Source organism: Tsukamurella ocularis (assembly GCF_965138335.1).
Lineage (GTDB): Bacteria > Actinomycetota > Actinomycetes > Mycobacteriales > Mycobacteriaceae > Tsukamurella > Tsukamurella ocularis_A.
In genome coordinates this window covers 43,171-62,859 of sequence record NZ_CBCSDV010000027.1, presented here as the reverse complement: position 1 = coordinate 62,859, position 19,689 = coordinate 43,171, and the positions used below count along the sequence as shown (strand labels likewise).

Annotated in this window: 13 protein-coding genes and 2 pseudogenes; 4 read left to right on the top strand and 11 right to left on the bottom strand. The window is 72.8% G+C overall.

All coding sequences use genetic code 11. The annotated features are described in order from the left end of the window. Positions 1-445: pseudogene (locus tag ACNAYW_RS20035) on the top strand (acetyltransferase); the annotation flags it as partial. A 69-nt stretch (positions 446-514) separates the two neighbouring features. Here ACNAYW_RS20035 and ACNAYW_RS20030 read toward each other — a convergent pair. From ACNAYW_RS20030 to sigM, 5 genes and pseudogenes are all read right to left on the bottom strand, one after another. Next, positions 515-1,708 carry an N-acetylmuramoyl-L-alanine amidase gene (locus ACNAYW_RS20030; RefSeq protein WP_415851401.1) on the bottom strand — a complete coding sequence of 398 codons (1,194 nt, stop codon included), beginning with the start codon at positions 1,706-1,708 and terminating at the stop codon, positions 515-517. Between the two features lie 99 nt (positions 1,709-1,807). Continuing rightward, on the bottom strand, positions 1,808-2,131 hold the full coding sequence (trxA, locus tag ACNAYW_RS20025; RefSeq protein WP_415851400.1) for a thioredoxin: 324 nt from the start codon (positions 2,129-2,131) through the stop codon (positions 1,808-1,810). Positions 2,132-2,164: 33 nt separating this feature from the next. After that, positions 2,165-3,121 (bottom strand): thioredoxin-disulfide reductase, encoded by a 957-nt coding sequence (gene trxB, locus ACNAYW_RS20020; RefSeq protein WP_415851399.1) that lies wholly within the window; start codon positions 3,119-3,121, stop codon positions 2,165-2,167. 493 nt (positions 3,122-3,614) lie between these two features. Next, positions 3,615-3,839 (bottom strand): hypothetical protein (locus ACNAYW_RS20015; protein ID WP_415851398.1); only part of this gene is annotated, 225 nt, incomplete at its 3' end. Between the two features lie 128 nt (positions 3,840-3,967). After that, a pseudogene (gene sigM, locus ACNAYW_RS20010) lies at positions 3,968-4,495 on the bottom strand (RNA polymerase sigma factor SigM); the annotation flags it as partial. A 415-nt stretch (positions 4,496-4,910) separates the two neighbouring features. Here sigM and ACNAYW_RS20005 point away from each other — a divergent pair. After that, the gene (locus ACNAYW_RS20005) at positions 4,911-8,396 is read left to right on the top strand and encodes a proline dehydrogenase family protein (protein WP_415851397.1); all 3,486 of its coding nucleotides are present in this window, start codon (positions 4,911-4,913) and stop codon (positions 8,394-8,396) included. A 19-nt stretch (positions 8,397-8,415) separates the two neighbouring features. Here ACNAYW_RS20005 and ACNAYW_RS20000 read toward each other — a convergent pair whose 3' ends face one another. Further along, positions 8,416-9,018, bottom strand: coding sequence for a DNA-3-methyladenine glycosylase I (locus ACNAYW_RS20000; RefSeq protein ID WP_415851396.1), 603 nt, complete (start codon positions 9,016-9,018; stop codon positions 8,416-8,418). Between the two features lie 114 nt (positions 9,019-9,132). Between ACNAYW_RS20000 and ACNAYW_RS19995 the strand changes: the two genes are divergently transcribed. Next, positions 9,133-10,014: a hypothetical protein gene (locus ACNAYW_RS19995; RefSeq protein ID WP_415851395.1), complete on the top strand. Its 882-nt coding sequence runs from the start codon at positions 9,133-9,135 to the stop codon at positions 10,012-10,014. Here ACNAYW_RS19995 and ACNAYW_RS19990 read toward each other — a convergent pair. The 3 genes from ACNAYW_RS19990 to ACNAYW_RS19980 are packed head-to-tail and all read right to left on the bottom strand — an operon-like array spanning position 9,986 to position 17,057. Continuing rightward, the gene (locus ACNAYW_RS19990; protein WP_415851394.1) at positions 9,986-13,675 is read right to left on the bottom strand and encodes a murein biosynthesis integral membrane protein MurJ; all 3,690 of its coding nucleotides are present in this window, start codon (positions 13,673-13,675) and stop codon (positions 9,986-9,988) included. The two genes, ACNAYW_RS19995 and ACNAYW_RS19990, sit on opposite strands and share 29 nt — an antisense overlap. After that, a complete protein-coding gene (locus ACNAYW_RS19985; RefSeq protein WP_415851393.1) occupies positions 13,672-16,152 on the bottom strand; it encodes a glycoprotein in 2,481 nt (826 codons plus the stop codon). Before ACNAYW_RS19985 ends, ACNAYW_RS19990 begins: the two co-directional genes overlap by 4 nt. Continuing rightward, the gene (locus ACNAYW_RS19980) at positions 16,149-17,057 is read right to left on the bottom strand and encodes an NUDIX hydrolase (protein ID WP_415851392.1); all 909 of its coding nucleotides are present in this window, start codon (positions 17,055-17,057) and stop codon (positions 16,149-16,151) included. Before ACNAYW_RS19980 ends, ACNAYW_RS19985 begins: the two co-directional genes overlap by 4 nt. Before the next feature lie 75 nt (positions 17,058-17,132). Here ACNAYW_RS19980 and ACNAYW_RS19975 point away from each other — a divergent pair, with 75 nt between their 5' ends. Next, a complete protein-coding gene (locus tag ACNAYW_RS19975) occupies positions 17,133-18,602 on the top strand; it encodes a CCA tRNA nucleotidyltransferase (RefSeq protein ID WP_415851391.1) in 1,470 nt (489 codons plus the stop codon). Positions 18,603-18,608: 6 nt separating this feature from the next. Here the strand turns inward: ACNAYW_RS19975 and ACNAYW_RS19970 are convergent, their stop codons facing one another. Next, positions 18,609-19,097 carry a hypothetical protein gene (locus ACNAYW_RS19970; protein WP_415851390.1) on the bottom strand — a complete coding sequence of 163 codons (489 nt, stop codon included), beginning with the start codon at positions 19,095-19,097 and terminating at the stop codon, positions 18,609-18,611. 45 nt (positions 19,098-19,142) lie between these two features. After that, the gene (locus tag ACNAYW_RS19965; RefSeq protein WP_415851389.1) at positions 19,143-19,688 is read right to left on the bottom strand and encodes a hypothetical protein; all 546 of its coding nucleotides are present in this window, start codon (positions 19,686-19,688) and stop codon (positions 19,143-19,145) included. Position 19,689: the final 1 nt, after the last annotated feature.

Sequence of the window (19,689 nt, the reverse complement as noted above, 5' to 3'; positions counted from 1 at the left end):
CGTCAGCCCCGACGCCGTGCTGCTCACCTGGGTCGGCTCCGAGCCGGGTGCCGACGTGCGCGTCACCGAGGAGCTGGTCACCGCCGTGTGCACCGATCTGGTGCGCCGCGGCGTCCGGGCCGTGGAGGCCTTCGCGTTGCTGACCCCCGTCGGCATGACGACGGAAGATGTTGTGGCACAGATTGATTGCGGTCCGTGCGGGTGCAAGACCCCGCCGCTGACCGATGCGGACTTCCTCGAGCTCATGGGCTTCGAGACCGTGGCGCCCCACCACCGGTTCCCGCGGCTGCGCCTCGAACTCTCCGAGGGCCTGGGGTGGAAGGCGGGCGTCGAGCACGCCCTGGAGCAGTTGCTGGCCGCCGGAGCCGCCGAAGCGGCCCTCAGGACCGCGCTGGAGGGCACGGGGGACGCCGCCGCACCCGTCGGGAGGGCCGGCGAGCACTGAGGCCGCACGAGGGCGCTGAGGCCCCGAGGGTGCCGCGCCCCGCTCCCGGCGGGCGGGGTCGGCGGACCGTCAGGCCCGGTTCTCGGCGTTCTCCTCGAGCTCGAGGAGCTCGGCGAAGGTGTACGTGCCGGTCGGGCGGTCGTTCTCCCCCAGCAGGTACAGGCGCTTGACCGCGACGAGGATGGCCTCGGCGATGGTGTCGCGCATCTGGGGCGAAGCGAGCACCGCGGCGTCGTGCGGGTTGGTCGTGTAGCCGATGTCGATCTGCACCGTGGGCATCCGCGTGAGGCGCACGATGTCCCAGGTGCGACCGTGGTAGTGGCAGTCGGTGAGCGGCGTCCGCGCGACGATCTCGCGCTGGATGAAGCCCGCGAGGTTGCGGCCGATGTTCGAGCTGGCGCCGTGGGTGTTGCCGAAATGGAAGGACGCGACGCCGTGCGCGCGGTCGTTGCGGTAGTGCGCGGTGCGCAGCGCGATCATCATGTCGGCGTCGAAGGTGTTCGCGGTGTACGCGCGCGTGCTGTCGTCGGCGTCCATGCCGCGGGGACGGGACAGATACGTCTCCATGCCGGCGGCGGCCATCCGGCCCTCGAGCCGCGAGCCGAGATCCCAGAGGATCTCCTCCTCGCTGATGGGGCGGCCGTCGGGGCCGCGCACGGTCACGCCGCGGTCGGGCCCGCCCAGACCCGGATCGATGACGATGCGCTTGCCCGACAGCCGCGGGCCGGAGCTGCGGACGTGCTCCTCCTCGCGGATGGCGTGCGGCGAGCCGCCCGTCACGCGGGAGCCGAGAAACGTCAGCGACCGCAGGGTCGCGGGCCCGCAGATACCGTCGGCCACGAGACCGAACTCGCGCTGGTACGCCGACAGGCCCAGGTGGGTCTGCGGGCCGAAGAGCCCGTCGATCATGCCCGCGTAGAAACCCAGGTTCTGCAGGCGTGCCTGCAGGGCGGCGACGTCGTCGCCCGACGGGGGCGCGGAGGCGATGTAGCTCAGCGTGCGGGCGCCCAGCTGATAGGTGGACTCGCGGAGCGCCCGGTACGTGGCGGGACCGACGACACCGTCGACCAGGAGTCCGCGCTGCTGCTGGAAGGCGCGCGTCGCGCGGTCCAGGCGGCGGTCGAACACGGCCTCGGGGACCGTCCAGCCGTTGACCACCAGCTCGGCGGGTGCCGTGTGATCCCGGAGGAAACCCTGATCGGCGAGGATGCCGCGGATCTCAGCCACGGCGCCACCGTGATCACCGAGGCTGATGCGAGGCATGGAGGACCCTTCGGTAGCTTCCTGCGGACGGGCGGCCCGAGGACGGGAAATCGAGTACACGATACGGCCTCGGGGCCCTCCCGCCAACGCGACGGCGCGTCACACCAGGCCGTCGAGCTCCTTGAGGATCGCCGACTTGCTCTTCGCGCCCACCAGCTTGGCGGTCGGCTTCCCGCCCTGGAACAGCATCAGCGTGGGGATGCTGAGCACCTGGTAGTCGCGCGGCGCGCCGGGGTTCTGGTCGACCTCGATCTTGGCGAACGTGACCTTGTCGCCGTGCTCCGCGGCCAACTGCTCCAGCACCGGTGCTACCACCTTGCACGGGCCGCACCAGGTGGCCCAGAAGTCGACGAGCACGGGCTTGTCGGACTGCAGGACCTGCTCGATGAAGGTGTCGTCGGTGAGGGTGACGATCTCGGCCATGGGGTACTCCTCGGTGCGGTTCTTCGGGGGTCTCTACTGGGCGACCGCGGCTTCGCGGTGGTGCGCGAGCCAGCGTTCGGCGTCGATCGCTGCGGAACAGCCGCTGCCCGCGGCCGTGATGGCCTGGCGGTAGGTGTGGTCGACGAGGTCGCCCGCGGCGAAGACACCGGGCACCCCGGTGGCGGTGCTGCGGCCCTCGACCTGCACGTAACCCTCGTCGTCGACGGTGACCTGCTCGGCGACCAGCGCGGACCGGGGGTCGTGGCCGATCGCCACGAACAGGCCGGTGACCTCGAGGGTCTCCACGGCGCCGGTCACGGTGTTCTCCACCAGCAGCGACTCGACCGACTTCTCGCCCTGCACCGCGTTCACCTTGGCGTCGGTGAGGAACCGGATCTTCTCGTTGTCGCGCGCGCGATCGAGCATGATCTTCGAGGCGCGGAAGTTCTCACTGCGGTGGATCAGCGTGACCGACTTGGCGAACTTGGTGAGGAAGATGGCCTCCTCCATCGCCGAATCGCCGCCGCCGACCACGGCGATGTCCTGGTCGCGGAAGAAGAAGCCGTCGCAGGTGGCGCAGGCGCTCACGCCGCGACCGAGCAGTGCCTCCTCGCCGGGGACACCGAGGTAGCGGGCCGCCGCGCCCATCGCGAGGATGACGGCGCGGGCGCGGTAGCTGCCCTCGGCCGTGACGACCTCCTTGATCTCGCCGTCCAGCTGCACGGACTCGACGTCCTCCATGCGCAGATCGGCGCCGAACCGGATGGCCTGCTCACGCATCTCGTCCATGAGCTGCGGCCCCATGATGCCCTCACGGAAGCCGGGGTAGTTCTCGACCTCGGTGGTGGTCATCAGGGCGCCGCCGAAGCTGGTGCCCTCGAACAGGATGGTGCTCAGCTCGGCGCGGCCGGCGTAGACGCCCGCCGTGTAACCGGCCGGACCCGATCCGATGATGATCACGTCCGCGATATCGGTGCCCGCTGCAGTCATTACCCACCCAACCTGTTGAAGAACCGCCCGGTTCTCCCGGGCCGACATGTGTGCCAACGGCGCCGGGTCCGACAATGTTCCCGCGCCGCTGTCGCCTCCCAGATTACGGCGTTGCCGCGCGGCCGACCGCGCTGCCGGTGAGGACGCGGTTCACCAGCACCGACGACGTCTCCCCCCGCGCGCACGACGGGGTCACCGCGAGCAGCCGGACATCGCCCAGGCGACCGCCGGGCAGGAGGAGCACCGTCGCGTCGTCGCCCCGCACCCGCAGCGGCCCCGCGCCGAGCAGCGCCCGCCGGCCCGCGGGTACCGCCGCCGCGTCGAGGCAGCGGGCGAGCGCCGAACCGTCGGCGAAGGGACCCCGGTCGCCGCCCGGCGTCGCCGCTGCGAGCAGCACCCCGGCGTCCGGCTCCGCAGGTGCCTCCCGCACGGTGCTCAGCGCGACGGTGACCGCGAGGACACCCACCGCGGCGGCGGCGGCCGCGAGGGCGNNCCGCCGCCGGCGGCGCGGGAGGACGGGCGGCGCTGCGGCGCGGATCGCCGCGGTGATCCGGCGGTCCCCGAGCGGGGAGTCGGCGGTGAAGCCCTCCGGCGCGGACCACTGCGCGTAGGTGCGGTCGCGGTACTCCGCCAGCGCCGCGTCGAGCCGTGCCTCCTGTGCGCGGGTCAGGACCCGGTCGTCGTCACCGCCGTCCGCCGGCGGTTCTGCCTTCCCCATCGAAACCTCCTCTCATGAATTGGACGCACCAGCCCGGCGATCGGTTCCCGGCGAACTCAATATTCGTTGTGCGGGTCGCGAACGCGCCGTCCGCGGGCCCGGGCGCGCCGGGGAGCGCGCCGGGGAGATCAGCGCAGGAGGCGCTCGAGCCGCACGCGGGCGCGGGCCCGTCGGCTCTTGACGGTGCCCGGGGCGACGCCGAGCAGCTCCGCGGCCTGCGTGATCGACAGCCCGTGCATGTCGACGGCGACCACCGCGGCCCGCTGGTCCTCGGGCAGCATCCGGAGCGCGGCCTCCACCGAGAGGCGGCGGTCCAGCTCCTCCGCGGCGCGGCCCTCGTCCGAGGCGAGGCCGCTCAGGTCGTCGGGCATCGGCAGTGAGGTGCGCACCTGGTTGCGGCGCGCCCGGTCCAGGCAGGCGTTCACCACGATGCGGTGCAGCCAACTCCCCACCTTGCAGTCCCCGCGGAAGGTCGGCGAGAGCTGGAACGCGCGGAGCATGGCGTCCTGCAGGCAGTCCTCGGCGTCGGTGCAGTCGCGGATGGTGCGCAGCGCCGTCGCCCGAAGCTGCCGGGCGTGCCGCTGGAACAGCGCCGCGAACGCGTCGCCGTCGCCGGACGCGGCATCGGCGAGCAGTCGTTCGTCGGAGACGCGATCGTCCGGGACGGCGGTGTCGTGGACGGCGGCGTCAAGAACGCGCGCGTCGGGGACGGGGGCGGGGACGTCGGGAACAGGGTTGTCGGCGCGGGACTCGTCGGCGACCCGCTCGCGCGGTCCGCCCGGCGGATCCGCTGCCGCGCGCCGCGGTTCGGTCACCGGATCCCCCGACCCGGTCGACCGCGAGATGGTGTTCCCCCACTCGGTCATGCACGGGATCGTAGAGCGGCCCAATACCGTTTCGAGACCAGTTCTTTGCTATTCGATCTACGAAACGGGATCGCCCATTCGGTTTGCGATCGCGTAGAGACTCGCAGATTCGCTGTGATGGTGCTTACACTGGAGGCAAGGCCAGGTGGCGCACCCGTCGCTGTGGATTCTCCATTTCACTGCGCAAGCTATCAGGAGGCCTCTCATGGTCGATTCGTCTCGTTCGTCCGCTCCCCTGCCGTCCGCCGGCACCGTCCGCCCCGACGCAGGGGTCGCCGCCCCCGGCGACGAGCAGGTGGTGGACGCCGCCGTGGCCCGCGCGCAGCGCTGGCTGCGCACCAGCCGCGGGCCGCGCCCCGCCGAGGTCGGCCGCCGCGAAGCCGCCGCCACCTCCAGTCTCGCCGCGCTCCTGCACGATCCGAGCGGTGTCGCGTTCACGATGGGCTTCGTCGACGAGGTCGCGCGCCCCGAGGACGATCGCGTCGCCGCGAAGGCGCTGCGCCGCCTGGTCTCCCCCGCCGCCGGCGGCGCGCCGGGCCGCGCCTTCATGAGCCCCGTCGACGCCGCCCTGCTCCGCGCGGGCACGGTCGCCGCGGGGATCGCACCGTCGATCGCCATGCCCGTCGCGCGGCTGCGACTACGGCAGCTGGTGGGGCACTTGGTCTTCGATGCCGACGGCGATCACCTGCAGCGCCGCCTGCGGCGCGCCCGGGAGGTGGGGGTGCGGCTCAACCTCAACCTGCTCGGCGAGGCGGTCCTCGGTCAGGGCGAGGCCGACAACCGCCTCGCCCGCACCCACGAGCTGCTGGCGAACCCCGCCGTGGACTACGTCTCGATCAAGGTCTCGTCGGTGGTCGCCCAGCTCGTCCCGTGGGACCTCGAGGGCAACCGCGACCGCATCGTCGAACGGCTCCGTCCGCTGTACCGGACGGCCCGCGACGGCGGCAAGTTCGTCAACCTCGATATGGAGGAGTACAAGGATCTCCACCTCACCATCGAGGTCTTCACCGCCCTGCTCGACGAGCCCGAGTTCCGTTCCCTCACCGCGGGAATCGTGTTGCAGGCCTACCTCCCGGATTCGATGGGGGCCCTCGCCCGGCTCACGGAGTTCGCGCGCCGCCGGGTCGCCGCCGGCGGGGCCGCGATCAAGGTGCGACTGGTCAAGGGTGCCAACCTCGCCATGGAGCGGGTCGATGCCGAGGTGCACGACTGGCCGCTCGCCACCTACGGCAGCAAGGCCGACGTCGACGCCAACTACCTGCGCATGGTGGACACCGCGCTGCGGCCGGAGAACGCCGACGCCCTGCGCATCGGCGTGGCCTCCCAGAACCTCTTCTCCGTGGCCTATGCGGTGGAACTCGCGCAGCAGCGGGACGTGCAGCGCCAGTTGGACATCGAGATGCTCCAGGGCATGGCGCCGATGGAGGCCGCCGCGGTCCGCGCCGACGTGGGCTCCCTCATCCTCTACACCCCGGTCGTGCACTCGGGCGACTTCGACGTGGCCGTCAGCTACCTCGTTCGCCGTCTGGAGGAGAACGCCTCCAGCGACAACTTCCTGTACTCCATGTTCAGCCCCGATCCCGACGCGATCACGGTGGAGGAGCGGCGGTTCCGCACCGCGTTCGCCCGGCGCACCGACGTGCAGGACGGACCGAACCGGGTGCAGGACCGCGCCGCCCAGGACGCGCCGGCACCCGACGGCCCGTTCACGGGCGAGCTCACGGGCGAGTTCACCGGCGAGCCGGATACCGACCCCTCCACGCCCGCGAATCGGGCCTGGGCGCGCGCGGCCCTCGCCGCGCCGGACCGCGTGGAACCACCTGCGCGCGTGACGGACCCGGCGGCCGTCGACGCCGCCGTCGCCGCCGCACTCACCGCGCAGTCGTCCTGGGCAGCGCTGTCGGCCACCGAGCGCGCCGCGCTGCTGCGCCGCGTCGCGGACGAGCTGGCCCGCCGCCGCGGTGAGCTGCTCACCGTCATGTCCTACGAGGCGGGCAAGACCGTCGCCGAGGCGGATCCCGAGATCTCCGAGGCGATCGACTTCGCCCGCTACTACGCGCAGAGCGCCCTCGACCTGCACGACGACGAGGCCGCGTTCACTCCGCACCGCCTCGTCGTGGTCACGCCGCCGTGGAACTTCCCCGTCGCGATCCCCCTCGGGGGCGTGCTCGCCGCCCTCGCGGCGGGTGCCGCGGTGATCATCAAACCCGCGCCGCAGGTGATCCGCTGCGGCACGGCGGCGATCGACGCGCTGCACGCCGCGGGAGTACCCGCGGGCCTGGTGCAGCTCGTCAACGCCGACGAGGCCGACGCCGGGCGCCGGCTGGTGACCCACCCGGACGCCGACGCGGTGGTCCTCACCGGCGCCAGCGAGACCGCGGCCCTCTTCCGCGGCTGGCGCCCCGAGCTCGACCTGCTCGCCGAGACCTCGGGCAAGAACGCCATGGTCGTCACGCCCGCCGCCGACCCCGATCTCGCGGTGAACGACTTGGTGCGCAGCGCTTTCGGCCACGCCGGCCAGAAGTGCTCCGCCGCCTCGCTGGCGATCCTCGTGGGCAGCGTCGGGTCGTCGCAGCGCTTCCTCGGCCAGCTGCAGGACGCCGTCCGCTCTCTCGTCGTGGGCGAGGGGCACGATCTCGGCACCACTGTGGGGCCGCTGATCGAACCCGCCGGCGGGAAGCTGCTGCGGGGCCTGACCGAGCCCGCGCCCGGCGAACGCTGGCTCGTCGAGCCGCGTCGCCTCGACGAGTCCGGCCGCCTCTGGTCACCCGGCGTGCTCGACGGCGTCGCCGAGGGCAGCTGGTTCCACACCACCGAGCTCTTCGGTCCGGTGCTCGGCATCATGCGCGCCGCCACCCTCGACGAGGCGCTGCGCCTGCAGAACTCCACCGGCTACGGCCTCACCGCCGGCCTGCACAGCCTCGATCCCGACGAGATCGACCACTGGCGCGAGAAGGTGGAGGCCGGCAACCTCTACATCAATCGGCACATGACCGGCGCCATCGTGCAGCGGCAGTCCTTCGGCGGATGGAAGCGCTCCTCGATCGGCCCCGGCGCCAAGGCCGGCGGGCCCAACTACGTGGCCCAGTTCGGCCGTTGGGCCGACACGTCCGTGCCGTCGGCTCCCGAGGTCGCGCCCACGGTCTTCAGTGAGCGGATCATCGCCGCCGCCCGGGACCTGAGCGACGAGGACGTGCGCTGGCTGCACGCCGCGGCGGCGTCCGACGCCCACGCGTGGGACGCTGAGTTCGGCGTGGAGCACGACCCCACCGGCCTGGCGAGCGAGACCAACGTCTTCCGGTACCGCCCGCTCCCCCACCTGGAGGTGCGGGTCGGCGCCGGGGCCCGCCCGCGTGACCTGGTGCGCCTGCAGCTCGCCGCCGCACGCACCGGTACCCGGCTCGACGTGACCGTCGGCCCCGACGCCCCGCCGATGCCCTTCGACGCCCCGGTGCACACCGCGCAGGACTACGCCGACGGTCTCGCGGACCGCGCCGAACCCGTCCGCATCCGCGTGCTGGGCGAGGCCGAGCCCGAGGTGGCGGCCGCCGCCGCGCGGCACGGCCACAGCACGCTGCGCGGGCCGGCCCTCCTCTCCGGCCGCCGCGAGCTCCTCAGCGTGCTGCGCGAGCAGGCGGTGAGCACCACCCGGCACCGGTACGGACACCTCACCGGCGGGACCGGCCACTAGGCCCCGGCCCGCCGGCCGATCAGTCCGCCCACACCCCCGAGCTGCCGCGACGGTGGCTGTCCACGAGATGATCGTCGACGATGCCGACGGCCTGCATCAGGGCATACATGGTGGTGGGCCCCACGAACCGGAAGCCACGGCGGCGCAGCTCCTTCGACAGCGCCACTGACTCCAGTGACGTGGCGGCCACCTCCGCCATGGTGCGCGGCGCCGGTGTGCGCGCGGGCCGGAAGGACCACACGAGGTCGACCAGGCCGCCGTCCTCCCGCAGCGCCACGACGGCGCGGGCGTTGCCGATCGTGGCCTCGATCTTCTGTCGGTTCCGGATGATCCCCGCATCGGCCATGAGGCGCTCGACGTCCCCCTCGTCGAACGCGGCCACCGCGTCGGGATCGAAGTCCGCGAACCCCGCGCGGAACGCGGGGCGCTTGCGTAGCACCGTCGCCCACGACAGGCCCGCCTGGAAGCCCTCCAGGGCGATCCGCTCGAACAGCCCGCGCTCGTCCCGGACCGGCATGCCCCACTCGGTGTCGTAGTACTCGCGCAGCAGCCCGTCGGCCGCCCAGGCCGGGCGTGCCAGCCCGTCCTCGCCGATCACCACGCCGTCGTTCGGTTCCGTCATCTCGTTCCCCCTCGATCGAGCCGCGCCCGGCGGGCGCCGTCTCCGCACCGTAGAGCACGGCACCGACAAGTCCGCCGCAAGCGTCCCTTCAGCGCGGGAGGGCAGTATCCGGACATGTCCGACTGTGCCGCACCCCTGCGGGTGATCCGTGCCCGATGGTGCCTGCTCGCGGCGGCCCAACCCGTCCTCGCCGCGGCCGGCGCGCCGCTGCCCTTCCGGGTCACCGTGGACGGCGGCGAGCGCGGGGTCGCCCGGTACGACGCGTCGTCGACCGCGGGCGCCACACTCGCGTGGCTCGGGTCCGACCGGGCAGTCCTCTCCTGCGGCGACCTCGGCTGGCGCGTCCCCGGAGCGGCGGGACCGGCCGAGCGGGTGGTTCGGGGACCGTCGTGGCTCGAGCACGTCACGATGCTCGATCACCGGGTCAGTGCCGGCCGGTACGCGTGGACGGGGATCTGGGACGCGGGCGGTTTCGCCGCCGCCGAGGATCCCCTGCCCGGCGCTCCGCTTCCTCCGGTCGGCGGTTCCGCAGAGGTCGCGGCGGCCCTCGCGGGACGGCTCGAGGACGCCGAGGGCATGCACCACCTGGTGCGGATGTGCGAGTACGAGTGGTTGGACGCGGCGGCCTGGCGGGTGGCGTTCGGGCATCTCGCTCCCGAGCGGGTGGTGGAGGAATCCTGGTCGCTGCTCCGGGATGCCGGGCTGACGCAGTGGACGGGCGACGGACCGCGGTACGAGGGTGTGCCGGGTCGGACGCCCGAGGAGGCGCGCGCCGCCGCGGCGGAGTACGCGCGCACGCGTGGCCTGCAGATCCCGGAGGACGTGCGCGTGGAGGCGGCGCTGCGCACCGGAACCGGTTGGCGGATCCGCTTTCTCGACTATCGGGATGCGGGAACCGCGCGGCCGCTGGTGATCTCGGTGCCCGACGCGGGCGCGGCGCGCCTCGAGGGCACCGCGGAAATGGCCGTCAGGAGCCCTGGAACGACACCTGGTTGATGGTGGTGTACCAGTCGTTGCCGGACTGCTTGGTGAGCCCGGTGATCCACACGAGCACGTAGCGTGCCCGCGGCGCCACGGTGCTCACGTGGAAGTCGTTGGCGCCCGGGCGGAGCGAGCCGGACCACACCAGCGAGGTGTCGTCCAGCGTCTTCACGACGTCCTTCGTCGAGGTGCGCACCTCGACGGTGGTGCCCGCGCTCGGCGAGGTGATGGTGCCCCGGGTGAGGGAGACGGCCTTCTCCAGCGTCACGAGGAAGCCGACGCCCTTCTTGAGATTGCCGAAGGCCGGGCCGGCCTTGTAGGTGTCCGTCTTCCACGCCGGGTTCTTGCCGGTGAGGACGTTCGCCAGGTTGGCCGCCGAGTCCTTGGAGGAGGCGAAGTCGACGAGCGCGACATCGGTCGACTTGACCGGCACCCCGACCCCGGGGGCCGGCGCGGGCGCGGCGCTCTGGTCCGCCGTCGAGCTGGAGGTGTACAGCGAGCCGACGCCCGACTGGGTGTCCTTCCCGCCGGTGAGGCTGCTGATCAGCAGCGTCAGCCCGATGATCACGAGCAGCGCCACGGCGCACGCCGCGATCACCAGCAGCGGCACGTTCTTCTTGCCGCCCGAGACGCGCTGCAGCAGAGTCTGCTTCGACTGGATCCGCTTCGCGGGGGTGGGCTGCTGGTCCAGCGGCACCGCCGGCGCGGTGGGTCGCGCGGCGGCCGCCGGGGCCTGGCGCGGGGTCTCCCGGGGAGCCTCGGCCCGCACCGCGGCGAGCAGGTCGGTCTTCACATCCACCACCGAGGCCTGGTCCAGCAGTTGCTGCACGGTGGCCGCGGTGCGGATGCCCTGGCCGCCCTCCAGCGTGCGGGTCGCGACCGCGGAGATCTCGAACGGGATGTCGCGCTTGGCGTCCCGCGGTTCGACGGGGTTGCCGTTGGCGTCGGCGTCCGCCTGCCGGATGCCGGCGACCGTGCCCGTCCCGGTGGTCACCACTCGCCCCGTCGCGTCGTCGAGCGGCCACCGCTCGAGGAGCAGCGCGTAGAGCACCGCGCCCAGGCCGCGGACGTCCGACTCCTTCGACGCGTCGGCGAGGGTGCCCGGGAAGGCGAGGAAGGCGTGGCCGTCCTGCGAGATGCGCACCCGATCCGGGTGGTCGATCGAGAGGGCGGCGCCGGCGCGGTGTGCGCCCTCCGCAGCGCCGGCGAGCGCGCGCACGGCCTTCGCCGCGCCGATCGCGGACGGATGCGTTCCGGCCACGTCGGCCAGCGAACTGCTGGGAATCCACTCCGCCACCACGATGCCGCCCGAGCTGCCGCGCACCACGTCGAGCACGCGGGCCAGGCCGTTCGAGTGCACGCGTCCCAGGCGCAGGGTGCGGGAGAGGATGGACTGCGGGCCCTCGCCACGCAGGCTGATCTGCGCACCCCGCTCGGGCACGGGGGCGGTCTGCTCCGAATCGACGAAGGTCAGGGCCACGTCGCGGTCCAGGTTGATGTCGCGCGCCTGCCAGAACTGGAGGCCGCGGATACCGCCGTAGTGCTCGATCAGCCGATACCGGCCGCCCGCGACGACGGCTCCGGGGATGAGTTCGGGACCGCGCGGCGCGTCGTCGTCCCACGCTGCGGCGTCGCCGGAATCGGGTGCCGCAGGGAGGCCCGCCTGCGATGCCTGCGGCTGGGACGGCAGTCGCATCTGACCGGTGCTGGGTGCGTCGTTGCCGGACATGCGTGCGGAGTCGTCCTCGGTCACTGCGAATGCTCCTCTTCTGCGGTATCGAAGGCCCGTGGTCGGTTGTTCTGCGCTCGCCCGCGGACGCCGGGGAACATGGCTTTGACCAGCATACGGGAGGCCGATGTCGTCGGCGATCCGCGGCAGCTGGGCGGTGATCTCCTCGCGCCGCAGGCTCGCGTAGGCCTCCAGCTCGTCGAGCCGCATCTCCCGGGTGTCCGGGGCGCGGGAGGCCGCCCGCTCCGGTTCCGACGGTGCGCTCGGCCGCAGGGCCGGAACGAACCGGGCCGCGATGCGCCTCAGCGGTGCCAGGATCGCCAGCACGTCCGGTACCCGCCACAGGGCGAGCAGCGCATAGATCAACGTGAGGCAGAGTACGCCTGCGATTGCAAGGTACAGGAAGGCGCCGAGCGGACCGCTGCGATCGATGGCTTTGAGGACCGGCAGGCGCATGATCGCGTACACGGTCAGGGTGACCAGGATCGAGACGGTCAACGTCTGGATCAAGGTACGCGTGACGTTGGTCAGGTGCAGCGGACCGAGGGTCCGCCGCAGGAGGTACCACCCCATGATCGCGCCGGCCGTGTACGCCAGACCGCGTGCCGTACCGACGAGCTCGACGATCCGGTGGTCGTCCTCGGTCAAGGCCGGCACGAGGTACGACAGTGCGACCTGCACGACGACGATGGCGACGACGATGCCCGTCGGGATCCACGCGCGTTCCTGCGCGTAGAAGACCCGCAGGTGGATCAGCACCATCGCGTACGGGATCAGGACGAAGGCGCTGAACGAGATCGCGGTTCCCAAGAAGTTCGCGTCGTCCCGGCTGAACTGGCCGACGTTGAACAGGGCGCGGCCGATCGACGGACCGAAGACCGTCATGAAGGCCACGATGGGCATGAGCGCCACCATGGTGATGCGGGTGGCGACGGAGAGGTCGTCGAGCACGGCGTTCCGGTTACCGTTCGCCGCGTTCCGCGACAGGCGCGGCATGACGGCGGTCAGCAGCGCGACGCCGATGACGCCGTACGGCAGCTGGAGCACCATCCACGCGTACTGGTAGACGGCGGGCCCGCCGGCCGAGGCGTGGGACAGGATCGGGGTGACCGCGTACCAGCCGACCTGCGAGATGAAGACGTAGGTGACGATCGCGATGCCCATGCTGCCGAAGTGCTTGAGCCGCTCGTCGACGCCCCAGCGGAGGCGGATCCTGATCCCCGATCGGCGCATGGCCGGGAGCAGCACCAGGGCCTGAAGGACGACGCCCAGGGTGCTGCCGATGCCCAGGACCAGCAATTTGGGCTGTCCCATCGCGGTCGGGTTCAGGGTCAGCTCGCCGGGCATCAGGTAGAAGATCACCAGGGTCGAGATCTGCACGATGTTGCACGCCACGGGCGCCCAGGCGCCGGGCTTGAACTCGTCGCGCGTGTTCAGCATCGCGGTGAAGAGGGCGGAGAGGCCGTAGAACATCAGCTGCGGCAGGAACATGATGACAAGGGCCTGGGTGAGGCCCTCGTCGACCTTCGAATCCCCGACCAGCAGGCCCACCAGTACCGGCGAGAGCGCGAGGGAGACGATCAGGGCGATGCCGAGGATCGTCAGCGAAATGGTGAACAGGCGCTCGAAGAAGGCCTGGCCGCGGTCCTTGTCCTCCATCTCGGCCCGCACCAGGACGGGGATGACCAGCGCCGTGAGCACCTGACCGAGCACGAGCTCGGAGACCTGCTGCGGCATCTGGTTGGCGACGCTGAAGGCGGAGGCGACCGCCGGTCCGAGGATGGCCGCGAGGAGCACGGTGCGCAGGAAGCCGGTGACGCGTGAGGTGAGCGTGGCGACGGCGACCGAGCCGGTGGAGCGGAGCAGGCCGGCGGTGCCGCCGCCGTCCTTCCCACCGGCGGCGGGACTGCTGCTCGGCGGGATGTGCCGGGGCTCGGCGCGGCTCATGTGTCCTTCGGTTCGGGTTGCTCGTGCGAGTGCTCGTGCGACGAAGTCGGTCGATGTGCAGCGTAACTGTTCGCGATCCGCTTCTCGTGCTCGTCCGCGGGGGGACGGTCCGCGTCCGCGGGGTCCGGACGGCCCCGGAATCGGCGCCACAGCCGCCGCCCCGCGAGCAGGACCAGCAGGATTCCGACGCCGCAGGTGATCCAGAACAGCGATTTGCCGTACGCATTGGAGTGCACGGAAACGGAGATCGGATCGCCCAGCGGCATGTTGCTGCTCGACCGCAGCGTGAGTTGGACGGAGATCTGCCGCGAGTAGTCGACGGTGGTCGGCAGCTCGATCTGCCGCGTGCCGCGGGCGGGCAGTTCCTGCACCTCGGAGGCGTCGATCGTCACGCCCTCGGGCGCGGACCAGTCGATGACGGTGCGGATCGGCAGCGGCAGGTCGTTGCGCGCGACGATGAGTAGCGGCGATTTGTCCGAGGCCAGGGTGTAGGCGCCGCCGGGGGTGACGAAGCGCACCGATTTCAGCTGCGCCGCCACCGAGGCGCGCGCGGCCGTGAGGCGGATCGAGGCGTCACCGTCGACCGCGGACCGCGTGGGCGACCAGCGGAGTGCGCGCACCGCGTCCTCGCGCAGCGGCGACGTGTACACGCGGGGCGTGAGCGCCGTCTTGGGCAGCGGGAGCAGGGAGGCGCCGAGCTGGTCGACCTGCCGCACGTGCGCGGCGGCCGCGGTGACGTACCGGTCCGGGACCCGGGAGGCCGTCGTCTCCTCCGGCTGACGCAGCGTCCAGGGCGCGGCGCCCGGCGCCGGGTCGCGGCCCGTCGACTGCGCGGAGGCCACGACGTCGCGAAACGTGCGCGGGCCGGCGATGCCCGTCCCGAACTGGGCGGAGACGGCGTCGAGCACCGCGCGGGCGTCCTCCCGCCCCGCGGCCCACACCTGCGGCGGCACGATCAGCGTGGAACGGCCGGTCACCCGGGCCACGGGGTCCGTGGCCGTGCTCGCCGCCCACCCGTCGGGCGGGGCGTACCGCTGGGTCGGATCGAGCGCTGCCGCCGTCACCGCGCCCACCGCCGCCTGCCGGCGCATCGCGGCCGACTCCTCGGACATGGTGAAGGTCGACGACGTGGGAACAGTGCCCGTCGGGCCGGGCGCGACGCCGGTCTCGGCACCGTCGGCCCCGCCCATCGCGGCGAGCGCCGCGGAGACGCTCGGATCGAAGACCGCCGCGCCGATGCCCTGGCCCACGGGCACGATTCCCGACGGGGTGCCGGCTCCGCGGTCGGGGGCCTTGACGGCGGTGGCGGCGACGATCGTGGCCGAGACGTCGGATGCCCGGAGCTGGCGGGCACCGTCGGACAGGAGCACGCCCGACGTGGGGATCGCGACGTCCCGCACGGACTGCACACCGAGGATGGAGTCGATGACGTCGGACGGGGTGTCCAGCGCGGCGCGCTGCAGCGAGGGCTCGGCGGAGCGGCCGAGGGCTTCGAGGTCGACCTGGCCGAAGGGCAGCGCGACGACGCACGAATCGGCGGCCACCCGTTTGAGTTTGTCGAGCCACGCGCTCGCCGCATCGCTGCCGGTGCCGGCGCTGCTCGGGCCGCGCGGGTCGGCGGGGTTTCGGGCGACCCGGTACGGCGCGGTCATGGCCTGCACCGTGACGAGCAGGTCCGGATCGATCGCGAGGCAGGCGGCCGTCCGCAGCGCGGTCCGCCGCGGGTCGGGCCCGCGGGTCGCGTCCTCGTAGGCCGACAACAGGCCGTCGAGCCGGCCGCCCTCGCCGAGGGAGCCGGCGAGCGCGTCGTCGACGAGCCGCACCGGGGTGTCGCCGCCGCCGGGCACGCCGCCCGCGAGCTTCGGGTTGTCGGCCAGCGGCCAGAGCAGCGTGACCTGCGCGGGCGAGGTGGTCACCGCCTTGTCGACCGCGCCGGGCGTGTCGGCGCTCCCGTCGGGCAGGCCCAGGACGGGCAGCAGCGTGCGCGAGTCGTCGAGGCGCGCCGCGCCGCCGTACGCGGGCTTGCCGTTGAGGTTGAGCAGCAGCGGATAGACGCCCGGCCGATCGATACCGAGGGTGGCGCCGCGCGTCGTGGGCGAGGGCCGCACGGGGATCGTGACGTTGAAGGACGTCTTCTGCCCCGGTTTGAGCACCTTCGAGACCGGTTCGAACCGGCCCAGCGTGTCGTAGACGTTGTTGTCGGCGACCAGGTCGGAGCGCAGCTGGGCGGAGGTCGACACCGCCGGCGCGCGCTGGATCCGCAGGTCCAGGTCGCTCACGTCGCGGTCACCGAAGTTCTCGACGGTGCCGCGCACCACCACCTCGTTCGGGGAGGTGTCGGTGATCCGCGAGGTGACCTCGGCGACGTTGATCCGCACGAACTGCGCGTCCGGAAGACCGGCCCCGCTGGGCGCGGGTAGGCCGGTGATCGCGATCAGGAGCGTCAGCACGCACAGCAGGCGGGCCGACCGGGTCACGTCTGACCGCTCCCGCCGCCACCCCCGCCGCGGCGCCCGCGCGAGCGGCGCCCGCCCCGCCGGCGGCGCGGCTTCGGCGGGTCGTTGCGGACGGCGTTGCGCTCGGCGGCGGCGCGCTCGTACGCCGAGGGCTCGCTGCGCGGGGCGGCCGCCATCCGGGAGGCCAGCTCGTCGGGATCGGCGGTGAGGTCGTCGATGACGGTGCGCGCGGTCGCGACGAGTTTGCGCTCGTCGGAGTAGGTGAGGCGGGTCGCGAGCTCGGCCAGCGGGACCCACGCCACCTCGGAGACCTCGTAGTCCTCGGTCGAGAGGTCCCCGCTCTGCCAGGACAGCAGGAAGTGGTGCACCGTCTTGTGCACGCGACGCCCCTCGACCGCGAACCAGTAGTCGATCTTGCCGATCGGCGCGAGGACGGAGCCCGTCAGGCCCGTCTCCTCCGCGACCTCGCGTATCGCGGTCAGCTCCGCCGTCTCCCCGGTCTCGATGTGCCCCTTGGGCAGGGACCACAGGGTGCGGCCGCGGCGGTCGACGCGCCCGATGAGCGCGGCCCGCAGCTCGTCGGCACCGTCGAGCCCCGCCACGACGAGGCCGCCGGCGGAGGTCTCGCGGACCGTGCGGATGCGCGGGTCGGGGCGCGCGCGGCCGGGCGCCGGGCGCTTGGCCTTCGAGGTCGGGGTGCCCTGCTTGCGGGCGGGCTTCGCGGCCGGAGCGGGCTCCGACGGTGCGCTGTCGGCCTCCGGTGCCGACTGCTGCTCGGTGACGGCCGAGAGCTGGCCGCGCCCGCGTCCGCGGCCCCCGCGCCGGCGGCGACGCCGCGGTCGGGAGGGCGTTCCGCCGGCGGAGTCGCCGACGGGACCCGGGCGCTGCGGGCGGCCCGAGGAGTCGGCGGATTCGGCGGAGGTCACCCCCCGATGCTACTGGCCGGTTGCGCTCCCATACGCCACCGTCGTGTTTTCCCCCCGGCAGTAGACTGGTCGGTCGTGACCGAAAGCTCTCCCGCCGGCCCGGCGGACCCGCGCGCCGAACGCCGGACCCGCCTGTTGGCGGCGGCGCACATCTCGTTGCGCGGTTTGTCCGACGTCCTCGCCCCGCTGGGCGCCCGGTTCGCCGACGCGGGTCACGAGCTGTACCTCGTGGGCGGCTCGGTGCGCGACGCGCTCCTCGGCCGGCTGACGAGCGATCTGGACTTCACCACGGACGCCCGCCCGGAGCAGGTGCAGGCCCTGCTGCGCGGCTGGGCCGACGCGATGTGGGATACGGGCATCGAGTTCGGGACCGTGAGCGCGGCCTTCGCCGACCAGCTGATCGAGATCACCACCTACCGCGCCGAGGCCTACGACCGCGTGACCCGCAACCCCGTCGTGCGGTTCGGCGAGAGCCTGCGCGACGACCTGGTGCGTCGCGATTTCACCATCAACGCGATGGCCGTCCGCATCGGCCGCGACGGTGCCGAGGACTTCCAGGACCCGCTGAACGGCCTCGACGCGCTGCTCGCCGGCGAGATCGACACGCCCGCGACGCCCGAGGAGTCCTTCTCCGACGACCCGCTGCGCATGCTGCGCGCCGCCCGCTTCGTCTCCCAGTTGGGCTTCGCCGTGGCGCCCCGCGTGTCGGCCGCGATGACGGACATGGCCGCCGAGATCGACCGGATCACCGCCGAGCGGGTCCGGGCCGAGCTGGACAAGCTCATCCTCGGGCAACACCCCGTCGACGGGATCGTGCTGCTCGTCGACACCGGGCTGGCCGAGCGGGTCATCCCCGAGATCCCGGGCATGAAGCTGGCGATCGACGAGCACCACCAGCACAAGGACGTCTTCTGGCACTCGATGACCGTGCTGCAGCAGGCCATCGACCTCGAGGAGTCGGACCCGGACCTGATCCTGCGCTGGGCCGCGCTGCTGCACGACATCGGCAAGCCCGACACCCGGCGGCACGAGCCGAACGGCGGCGTCTCCTTCCACCATCACGAGGTGGTCGGAGCGAAGATGGTGCGCAAGCGGATGCGGGCGCTCGCGTACCCCAAGGCCGTGACCGAGGACGTCGCGCAGCTGGTCTTCCTGCACCTGCGGTTCCACGGCTACGGCGACGGGCAGTGGACCGACTCCGCGGTGCGCCGCTACGTCACCGACGCCGGACCGCTGCTCCCCCGGCTGCACAAGCTGGTCCGCGCGGACTGCACGACCCGCAACAAGCGGCGCGCCGCGCGGCTGCAGGCCACCTACGACGGGCTCGAGCGGCGCATCGAGGCGATCGCCGCCAAGGAGGACCTCGCGCGCGTGCGGCCCGATCTCGACGGCAACGCGATCATGGAGCTGCTCGGTCTGGAGCCCGGCCCCGAGGTCGGCGCGGCCTGGAAGTTCCTCAAGGAGCTGCGCCTGGACCGCGGCCCCCTCGACCGCGACGAGGCCGAGGCCGAGCTGACGAAGTGGTGGGCCGAGCGCCAGGGGTGATCTGCGTCAGCGCGGCGCGACCCAGGGCGATCGTGGGCCGGGAATCGCGGCGATCCGCTTCGCGAGATCGGCATTGAGCCGGGCGAGCGCGGGCCAGCCCCGCGGCTCGGGATTGTTCACGCTCGCGTACAACACGGTGCCGTCGGCGGCGAGGACGGTGGCGTCCACCGCGGTGCCGTCGTAGATGCTGGCCTTCTCGTCGATATTCGGGCGGTTGCGCAGCACGTTCTCCGCGATGGCTCGCAGGTCGGTCACATCATCAGGGCGCCCCCGGAGTTGGACGAGGCCCTTCTCCCCGTTGGTGACGATGAGGCCGTCCTTCTCGACGGTCGTGCGCAGGCGTGGAAGCCCGGGAACGAACGTGATCGTGTTGACGTCGACAACCGCGGCCTCCTGCGGCGTCGGCACCGGCACCGCGCTGGCAGCGCCCACCGCGGTCATCGAGGAGGCGAGCACGAGGGTGACCGCGAGGGCGGCTCGGATGGTCTTCCGCATGTGGGCAGCGTATCGGCCGTACGCAGGAAGCGACAGAAGTGATTCCTACTGCTGCAGATCGGTCGCGCCGTCGGCGGTGCCGTCCCCGTCGGTGTCGAAGAGCAGGACGTCGGGCGCACCGTCGGCGTCCGTGTCCGCGACGGCCTGCCGGGCGGGTTGACCGGGTTCCGCGGGCACGGGCGTGACCTGCACGGGCTTCCCCGGCTCGGGGTCCCGTCCGCCCGTGACCCCGGGAATCGGGCAGGCCGACGGTGCCGCCCGCGCCGGGGTGGCCGCGGGACCGGACGGGCCGTCGGTCCCGACCGGCCCCGGCCCGGGGCCCGATCCGGAACCCGCGCCCGGCGCCGTCGCGGGCTCCGCCCAGCGGCCGGAGCCGTCGTCGCGGAAGGCGGCCTCGCGGGTCCCGTCGCCGTCGAGGTCGAGTGCGGCCAGGTCCGCGCGGCCGTCCCCGTCGACGTCGACCATCGCGTCGTCCATCCGGCCGTCCCCGTCGAAGTCGAGCAGCACGGCGCCCTGCACCGCGGGCGAGGTCCAGCGGGTGACGTGGCCCGCCCCGTCGCCGAACCAGTACTCGATCAGCTCGTCCCCCATA